Source organism: Nocardiopsis sp. JB363 (assembly GCF_900143625.1).
GTDB lineage: Bacteria > Actinomycetota > Actinomycetes > Streptosporangiales > Streptosporangiaceae > Nocardiopsis.
Genome location: NZ_FRFF01000207.1, coordinates 1 through 6663, shown reverse-complemented (window position 1 = coordinate 6663; position 6663 = coordinate 1). Strand labels below are relative to the sequence as shown.

At 68.4% G+C, this 6663-nt stretch carries 8 protein-coding genes and 1 pseudogene; 5 read left to right on the top strand and 4 right to left on the bottom strand.

The features are described 5' to 3' along the window. From BQ8420_RS31095 to BQ8420_RS31085, 3 genes are all read left to right on the top strand, one after another. A partial coding sequence (locus BQ8420_RS31095) for a PfkB family carbohydrate kinase (RefSeq protein ID WP_235006591.1) occupies nucleotides 1–500 on the top strand: 500 nt, incomplete at its 5' end. Nucleotides 501–511: 11 nt separating this feature from the next. Then, a complete protein-coding gene (locus BQ8420_RS31090) occupies nucleotides 512–1366 on the top strand; it encodes a class II fructose-bisphosphate aldolase (protein ID WP_087104120.1) in 855 nt (284 codons plus the stop codon). Then, complete coding sequence (locus BQ8420_RS31085) at nucleotides 1363–2574, top strand: N-acetylglucosamine-6-phosphate deacetylase (RefSeq protein ID WP_200816165.1); 1212 nt, start codon at nucleotides 1363–1365, stop codon at nucleotides 2572–2574. Before BQ8420_RS31090 ends, BQ8420_RS31085 begins: the two co-directional genes overlap by 4 nt. A 57-nt stretch (nucleotides 2575–2631) precedes the next feature. On the opposite strand, the gene BQ8420_RS31080 is transcribed toward BQ8420_RS31085, so the two are convergent. The 3 genes and pseudogenes from BQ8420_RS31080 to BQ8420_RS31070 form a co-directional block, all read right to left on the bottom strand. Beyond that, a complete protein-coding gene (locus BQ8420_RS31080; protein WP_087104118.1) occupies nucleotides 2632–3417 on the bottom strand; it encodes a DeoR/GlpR family DNA-binding transcription regulator in 786 nt (261 codons plus the stop codon). Between the two features lie 698 nt (nucleotides 3418–4115). Then, a complete protein-coding gene (locus BQ8420_RS31075; RefSeq protein ID WP_369825566.1) occupies nucleotides 4116–4313 on the bottom strand; it encodes a DUF397 domain-containing protein in 198 nt (65 codons plus the stop codon). Nucleotides 4314–4321: 8 nt separating this feature from the next. Then, nucleotides 4322–4858: pseudogene (locus BQ8420_RS31070) on the bottom strand (DUF5753 domain-containing protein); the annotation flags it as partial. Nucleotides 4859–4947: 89 nt separating this feature from the next. Here BQ8420_RS31070 and BQ8420_RS31065 point away from each other — a divergent pair. Then, nucleotides 4948–5343, top strand: a complete 396-nt coding sequence (locus BQ8420_RS31065; RefSeq protein ID WP_087104114.1) for a hypothetical protein — start codon at nucleotides 4948–4950, stop codon at nucleotides 5341–5343. Between the two features lie 2 nt (nucleotides 5344–5345). Next, entirely contained in the window at nucleotides 5346–5522 is a 177-nt protein-coding gene (locus tag BQ8420_RS32130; RefSeq protein ID WP_160049509.1) for a hypothetical protein, read from the top strand. 202 nt (nucleotides 5523–5724) lie between these two features. Here the strand turns inward: BQ8420_RS32130 and thyX are convergent, their stop codons facing one another. Further along, on the bottom strand, nucleotides 5725–6522 hold the full coding sequence (gene thyX, locus BQ8420_RS31055) for an FAD-dependent thymidylate synthase (RefSeq protein WP_087104111.1): 798 nt from the start codon (nucleotides 6520–6522) through the stop codon (nucleotides 5725–5727). Nucleotides 6523–6663: the final 141 nt, after the last annotated feature.

The following is a 6663-nucleotide window of genomic DNA, read 5'->3' as shown; positions in this document are numbered from 1 at the left end:
CTCCCTCCCACCCCGAGAACCTCGTCCGCGACATCGTCGGCCTCGGCCAGGCCGCGGGTGTGCGCGTCATCGCCGACCTGAGCAGGCAGGCCCTCCTCTCGGCGGCCCGCGCCGGGGCCGACGTCCTCAAACCGAACCTCGACGAACTGCGTGCGGCCACCGGCGCCACCGACCCGATCATGGGCGCCCGGACGTTGCAGCGCGAAGGCGCCCGTATCGTGTTCGTCTCCCTCGGCGAGGAGGGGATGCTCGCGGTCCCCGCCGACCCGACCGAACCCGTGTTGCACGCCCATTTGGGGCGGGTGCTGCGGGGCAACCCCACCGGGGCGGGAGACGCCGCCGTGGCCGCCATCTCGATCGGCGAGAACGACGAGGCGCCGGCCGACGCACTGCTTCGAGCGGTCGCCTGGTCGGCGTCCGCGGTGCTCACCCCACTCGCCGGAACACTCCACGAGAGCCACCCCGACCTCCTCCACGAGATCGTCGTCTCCCCGACCTGAAGGAAGAACACGTGCCGCTTCGCCCCACAGCCCCTCTTCTGACCGACGCCGCCGCACGCGGTGTCGGGGTGGGGGCCTTCAACGTCGTCAACCTGGAGACGGCGCAGGCTCTGGTCAGCGCCGCCGAGTCGAGCGGGCTGCCCCTCATCCTGCAGATCTCCCAGAACTGCGTCGCCTACCACCGGGGACGGCTGAGCCCGTTGGCCAAGGCCGTGGCCCTCCTCGCCGAGGAGTCGACCGCGACCCTCGCCCTCCACCTCGACCACGCCCAGGACGCGGACCTCACGCGCGCCGCGGTCGACCTCGGGTTCGGTTCGGTCATGTACGACGGGGCGGCCCTGCCCTACGCGGAGAACGTGGCCGTCACGCGATCCGTCGTCGAGTACGCCCACGGCGCGGGGGTCCTGGTCGAGGCCGAACTCGGGGAGATCGGCGGTAAGAACGGCGCGCACACGCCCGGGGTGCGCACGGATCCCGGCGAAGCCGCCGCCTTCGTGCGGGAGACCGGGGTGGGCGCTTTGGCGGTGGCCGTCGGCTCCTCCCACGCGATGACGCGGCGCGAGGCCGCACTCGACAACGGGCTCATCCGAGAGCTGCGCGACGCGGTTCCCGTCCCATTGGTCCTGCACGGCTCCTCCGGTGTTGCGGACGGCGGCCTTCGCGAGGCGATCCGATCCGGCATCGTCAAGGTGAACGTGTCCACACACCTCAACGGGGTCTTCACGGGGACCGTTCGTGAGCGTTTGGGCGCCGATGCCCGCATGGTCGATCCGCGCAAGTACCTCGGCCCGGCCCGCGAGGCGATGGCGGTGGAGTCGGCACGGCTGCTCCGGGTCATCGCCGGGCAGGAAGCGGTGGCGGCGTGAGCGACCTGCCGAGCGTCGACGGTGTCGGTGGCGGCCTCGGCGGCGTCGACGCGGATGACGTGCTGATCCATTCCGTCTCGCTCGTGGACGAGGGGGTGCGCCTCGACGACGCCTGGATCGCCTTCCGTAACGGGCGCGTGCACGCACGGGGCCGGGGAGGGGGCTGGCGCGAACGCACCGCACGCGCGATGCGCGACGGCACGGGGGCGATCCTCACTCCGGGGTTCATCGACATTCACTGTCACGGGGCCGCCGGTGCGGGCTTCGACGACCCCGAGGCCCAGGCCGACGCGCTGGACGACGCGCTCACCGAGCACGCCGCCCACGGCACGACCCGCCTCGTCCTCTCCCTGGTCTCGGCGCCGATTCCGCGGATCACGAACCGGCTGGAAGCCCTGCACGAGTACGTGGCACTGCGCCCCACCGTGCTCGGCGTGCACCTGGAGGGGCCGTTCCTGGCGGATTCGCACTGCGGTGCGCACGACCCCGCCCACCTGGCCGATCCCGATCCGGCCTCCGTCGACGCGCTGCTCAGGGCCGGTCGAGGGAACATCCGCCAGGTCACGATCGCCCCCGAACTCCCCGGGGCTCTATCGGCCATCGACACCCTGGTCCGCGAGGGGGTCGCCGTGGCGGTGGGGCACACCGGGGCCGACGTCGACGTCGTCCGTGACGCCTTCGCCGCGGGCGCGAGCATCCTCACCCACACGTTCAACGGGATGCGGGGCCTGCACCATCGTGCCCCGGGGCCCATCGCCGCCGCGGTGGAGTCCGGGGCGACTCTGGAGGTCATCGCGGACGGCGTGCACGTGGACCCGATGATGATCGGGTTCCTCCACGCGTTGGCCCCCGGGCGGATCGCCCTGGTCACCGACGCGATGGCCGCGACGGGTTGTGAGGACGGGGACTACGTGCTCGGTTCGCTACCGGTACGGGTGCGCGACGGTGTGGTCCGGCTGCGTGACGGTGGCTCCATCGCCGGGTCGACGCTCACCACCGCCACCGCCCTGCGGATCGCGACCACCCGGAGCGGGATGTCGTTGCCCGAGGCGGTGGCCTCCTTGACGACGATCCCCGCTCGGGCGATCGGCAGACCCGAACTGGGCACGTTGAGGGTCGGTGCCGCCTCGGACGCGGTCCTGATGGACGAGGAATTGCGTGTGCGCGCCGTCTGGGCCGAGGGACGAGAGATGCCCCGACCCGCCTGACCCGGGGGTCGAGTGGCACAGGGGCAGAGGGGTCAAGGGGTAGGAGGACCGAGGTCATCACACGAGGGTGACCTCGACCTTCCTCCGTTGGAGTTCCTCGACCTTCTCGGGATCCGCGCCGGAGTCGGTCACCAGGCCGTGCACGGCGTCGATCTCACAGATCCTCGCGAAGGCCGTGGTGTCGAACTTCGTCGAGTCCGCGACCACGATCACGCGTCGAGCGGCTCGCGCCAGGGCGGCGTTGACCGCCGCCTCACCGTCGTCCTGGGTGAACAGGCCGTTGCTCGTGTCGATCGAGTTGACCCCTAGGAAGAGCGTGTCGACGGTGATCTCGGGGAGGATGAGCGAGGTCAGCGGTCCGATGAGTTCGTAGGAGCGCAGCCGGGCCACCCCTCCGAGCACCACGATGCGCAGTTGGGGGCGCACGATGAGGTCGTTGGCGATGTTGACCGCGTTCGTGACCACGGTCGTCTCCGTGTCCGCGAAACTCTCGTCGGCGGCGGCGCGCACCCCCACCTCGAACGCCGCGGACGTGGTCGTGGTGCCGCCGTTGAAGGCGATGACGCTGCCCGGTTCGACCATCTTCGCGACCTGGCGGGCGATGGAGTTCTTCTCACGCCACTGACGCGAGGTGCGGTAACGCAGCGGAATGTCACCGGAGCCGCTGTTGGCCATCGCCCCGCCACGGGTCCGCACGATGAGCTGCTGGGAGGCGAGCGCGTCCAGATCCCGCCTGGCGGTGGGCATGGAGACCGAGAACTTCTCGGTGATCTCCTCGATCCGCACCGAGCCCTCCGCGACAATGTACTCGACCAGTCGCGACAGGCGCTCTTCTCGCTCCATTGTTCTTTTCCATTCCCAACGTGCTGGTGCGCTCTTACCTGTTCCTGCGAGAGAACCGCCCGGATGACTTCGGGAGGTTATCGGAGGGGTTACCGTTCGGTTCATCCTATCTCAAATGAGTCCCTTGGAATTCTAACGATATGGGACTTTTCCCGGCACACGACCGAAAGCCCCCGGACCTCGCCGGCAGGGTCGGATGTGGTAGATCCCATTGAGCTTCGCCGGGCGCTTCTTCCCGTGACCACGCCGCTTCGCACCCGCGCACCCACCATCCCGACCGGCGATCACCCGGGAGGAAATTTACGCTCTCCGATTGACGCGTGAAAAATCCAGACGGCCCGACTCAGCGTGCTTGTGATAACGCATACCGCGCCCCTCGGAGGCGATCAGCCTCCGCGCCCCCTACCAACGGTGGAATAGCCGGCCCCACACCACCGCTCCCTCGAATTCCACCTCGGCGCTTGGTGGACGGACCCCTGAGGGACAAGGAAGAGCCCGTCCCGAGCAGAGGCCGGGACGGGCGGTCATGGGAGGTCGGTCAGACCTTGCACCACTGGGGCACCCGAGCGCCGTCCTCGACGACGTGGTCGCCGAACAGCGCGGGGGCTCTTCCTTCAGTGTCTCACCGATGAGGTGACGCGGCGGGCGAATCTCCTGGCTCGGCCGGGAGTGGGGCCCAAGGGCTCGAAGCCGTGCGGCTACTCGGGGCTGCCGGTACCCCTCATGGAGGAGACGAACGTGCTCCACTCCATCGAGGAAAACGCCAAGTGCCCGAGATCGGGTTGCCTGGAGTCACGGACGAACGCGCCGGACTCCACTTCAGCCACTTCAACGCAGTTGTCACTGGCGCCACTGTAGGACGACTTGCGGAAGACCAGATCCTCGAACACGGCCACCTCATACCTCACTCAAGCTGGGACATCACCACTTCCATGAGTTTGACCGACTCAGCGGCGCTCAAGGCGGAACCTTGGAGATGCCCGAAAACAGCGTTGTATCTCGACAATTCCGCAGAGGTCTCCATCAGCAGACTTGCGGCATAAGTCTCAGCGTAGGCCAGGCTCGGATCCAACGGTGCGGGGAAGTCCAGAATCACGAAGGAGCCGACGAGAGCCGCGTGAGCGCCCTCACCGAAGGGAGCCACCTGGATCGTGATGTTGTGCCGTGCCGCCAGATGGATGAGGTGCTGGATCTGCTTGCGCATGACGTCGACCCCTCCGACCACACGCCGTAGTGCGGCTTCGTCCAGCACGACCCACAGCTCAGGCGGATCGAACCGGTTGAGGATCTCCTGACGGCGCAGGCGCGCTGTTACCGCGCGTTCGATCACCTCCGGTTCGTGAACCTGGCCGCCCTCGAAGACCGCTTCGATGTACTCGGGGAGTTGGAGTAGCCCAGGAACAACCTGTGACTCATAGGTGCGGATGGAGGACGCTTCCGTCTCGAAGTCCGGAAGTGGCCCGCTGAAGACATCCTTACCTCGGAAGGTTCCCCGGACAGCTCGCCTCGGTACGGGAAGCCCGCGACTGGTTGCGTCGGCGACTGGACCTGGTCTGCGTCCCGGCCCCGACCGTCGACGACGCCCTGTTGCACTCCCCCATGCGGGAGCACGACGGGGCGTTCTTCGTCTCCCTCCTGACCTTCCGCGACTGTCTGCACGTCAGTGTCCGGATGAACGGCACCACCTCCGCCGCACCGCACCTGCGCGTGGGCTCCCCGGCGTCCGACAGCGAGCACGGGCGAGGCCTGTCCATCGTCGACGCCTTGTCCGCCACCTGGGGCGTCGACGACACCCACCGAGGACCGGCCGTCTTCTTCACCCTCGAATGGAAGTCACCGAGGCGGCCCGATGACCCCCGCGACCGGCTCCGGTGCCGGAGCCGCCCGCGTCAGCGTCCCGCCCACCACGACACGTGCGGGTGGTGACCTTGACCGGATACAGCCTCTATCCCAGCTCTGACCTGCGCCGCCGGGGTTGGACCTTCTGGTTCGGGCGGCACACCCGCCAGTACTGGGCCGCGCACACCCGAAGCATGCGCCTGGTCTGCGCCGACACCCCCGAGGAACTCCTCGGGCTCCTTCGCGAACTCGTCCAGACCCGCTGAACCCTCGGAACCACGATTATCCGGAGTCCCTGACGCCCCCCGGTCCCGGGTGAAGCCTGGACGGCCGCGTTGGACTACCTCCGGGACCACGACGACCCTCGTACCCGCGAGGTGGCAGAACGGTTGGGCGCTCTGGACACCTGATGGACAAAAAGGAGCCCGCCCCGGGCAGAGGCCGGGGCGGGCGGTCATGGGAGGTCGATCAGACCTTGCGCCACTGGGGCACCCAGGCGCCGTCCTCGACGACGTAGTCGCCGAACAGCGCGGGGGCCTCCTCCTTCAGTGTCTCACCGATGAGGTTGAAGAGCAGGCGAATCTCCTCTTCCGCACCCGGAGCGGTCCGGGCCTCCAGCGTGTGGCGCAGGGTCCGCACGTTGGCGGTCCACACCAGACCGGTGGCCACGCCCTCGGGGGCGAAGCGGCGCATGAAGGACGTCTTGTGCTTCTTCTCGGAGAACTTCACGCCCTCGTCGTCCAGACCGAAGTGCTCGGCCATCCAGAACTGGAACTCCTCCATCTGCTGGAGCATCGCCGTGGCGCGCTCCATCAGTTCCGGGTCCTCCTCGGCCCAGTCGGGGAACCAGAACGGCAGGTCGGTCAGGCGCACGAACCGCAGTGACTCCTGGGAGACGGCGACGCCGGGGCGGTGGCGGATGAGCTCGTGGGTGAGCACACGCGAGACGTTGTGCAGCACGAAGCTGAAGCTGATGTGCTCCAGTACCGAACCGTGCATGCTGGCCAGCAGGTTGCCCAGGTACTGGTCCTGGTCCTTGCGCACCCGGGTGACGTTGGGGTTGAGCCCCGGCTCCCAGGAGCGGTAGCACAGTCGCCCAGCGAACTCGGCGAGGTTCTGGGCATCGTTGAGGTGGGCATCGAGTTCACCGCGGTCGAACCGCTCGATCCACGCCTCTCCCCCGACCTCTTTGAGGTAGTCGGTGATGGCGTCGTAGTCCACCTGCGGACGTGCGACCAGGCGGACCTGGGGATCGACCTTCTTCACAGCACCCTCTCCTCGCAATTCCCCCGACCCATGGCACGCCTCGATCCCGTGACCCGGAGATCTTTTCGGGGAACGGTACACACGATGGGGTTGGGCCGATCGGCCTCCCACGAGGGTACACGTCCGGGAGCGGGGGTGGGC